Below are 1,473 nucleotides of genomic sequence, written 5' to 3' on the forward strand. Positions count from 1 at the left end.
GCGACTACTGGCTTGCTGAATCTTATCCGCAATGAGTTCTCGTATAAAGGGTTGTCCCCATAAATAATGTTTTTTATTGATTAGTTCCGTGAAAAAAGGCAAATACAATAGGTGGTCAATTGTAATGATTTTCAAAGGTTGATCTGGTGCAAGCTGGTCTAATTTTACATTGTCTAACACCATTAATTGCCCAAAAATCCGCCCTCTGAATCCAGATCCTTTAATCGGCATAGTTTGTAAATCTGGTCTGAGCGTTGTAATTTGCGGGTATATTTGATCCAAATATTCTGAAACTGTACACTCGACCACCATAAAGCGAATAGGATGTGGTAGTGCCTTATGCAAATCATATTTGGATACTGGCCCAGCAGGCAATCCTTGTAGAAATAAGCCCGAATTAATCATAGCAATATCTGCACCACTGGCTACTTTCATGGCCAATAAGGTGTCGTATTGTAAGGGTGAAAAATGATTCTCATCCGCTGTTAAAGTGATAGGTAATTGGCCAACGATTTGGTTTTTCAATTGGCTTTCGCCCTCTTCTAACCACCTATTTACCTTGTTATAGTCTTCATCGTAGGCAGAAATGCGGTCAGAAGCGATCAATTCTTCGTCCAATTTGAAATAGCGTGCATAATCGATAATCGGGTTAGCTTGTTGCGCATCTGTTGTCATTTTGCCAGGGGTATATAAATGCCCTTCATCTTTATTGATTTCAAGGGTTAGATGGCCCATAAATTGCCCGTATTTACCGCCACCAGTTAATAGGGTGTGGCCGACCCACTCGCCTTTTGGTAAAACGTGGTGGGTGTGGGCACCGAAAATAGCCAAGATTTCTGGAAATTGCTCAGCGATTTGGCGGTCTGCTGGTAAACCGAGATGACTCAGTAGCAGAATACCATCAAAAGTTTCATTTGCCTTGATGTCCTTTAATACACGTGCGATGCTCAAGAGTGGATCAATCGGGGCCCAGCCAACTACGCTATAAGAAATTTCGAATGGGGCCGTCATGCCAAATACCGCAAACCGACTGCCCTGATTGGTTTGAATCATGGTGTAGTCTTGGGTATATTTGGGTGGTAGGCCACTTTCTTTATCGAAAATATTGCCTAAAACAACCGGAAAATCAGCCTGTTCATACAGGTTGTCTAGGATATCATGCTGACTTCCAATCCCTTCGTTGTTGCCAATTGTCGCAACATCTACCCCAATTTCATTCATCAAGAACATCATATTTTGCCCCTGACTAGCTTCTGTTAAAGGATGTTGGCGGTCAACTGCATCACCTATATCAAAAAGAAAATGGGCTTCGCCTTCACTTCGATGTTTATCCGCTTGTGTTTGATAATAACGTAAAAATTTTGGCCAGTTCTCCAAGTGAGAATGCCAGTCATTTGTATGATAAAAATGAATTATTTCCTTCATATCAACACCCCAATCATTCTGTATAATCATATCATATTCGTACACTTT

The 1,473-nt window shown here is 41.2% G+C and carries 1 protein-coding gene; it reads right to left on the reverse strand.

Translation table 11 applies throughout. The features are described from left to right. Positions 1–1,425 (reverse strand): bifunctional metallophosphatase/5'-nucleotidase (locus ACRCJ0_RS13925; RefSeq protein WP_431390824.1); only part of this gene is annotated, 1,425 nt, incomplete at its 3' end. Positions 1,426–1,473 lie beyond the last annotated feature (48 nt).

The sequence above is a fragment of the Aerococcus sp. L_32 genome, assembly GCF_050689315.1.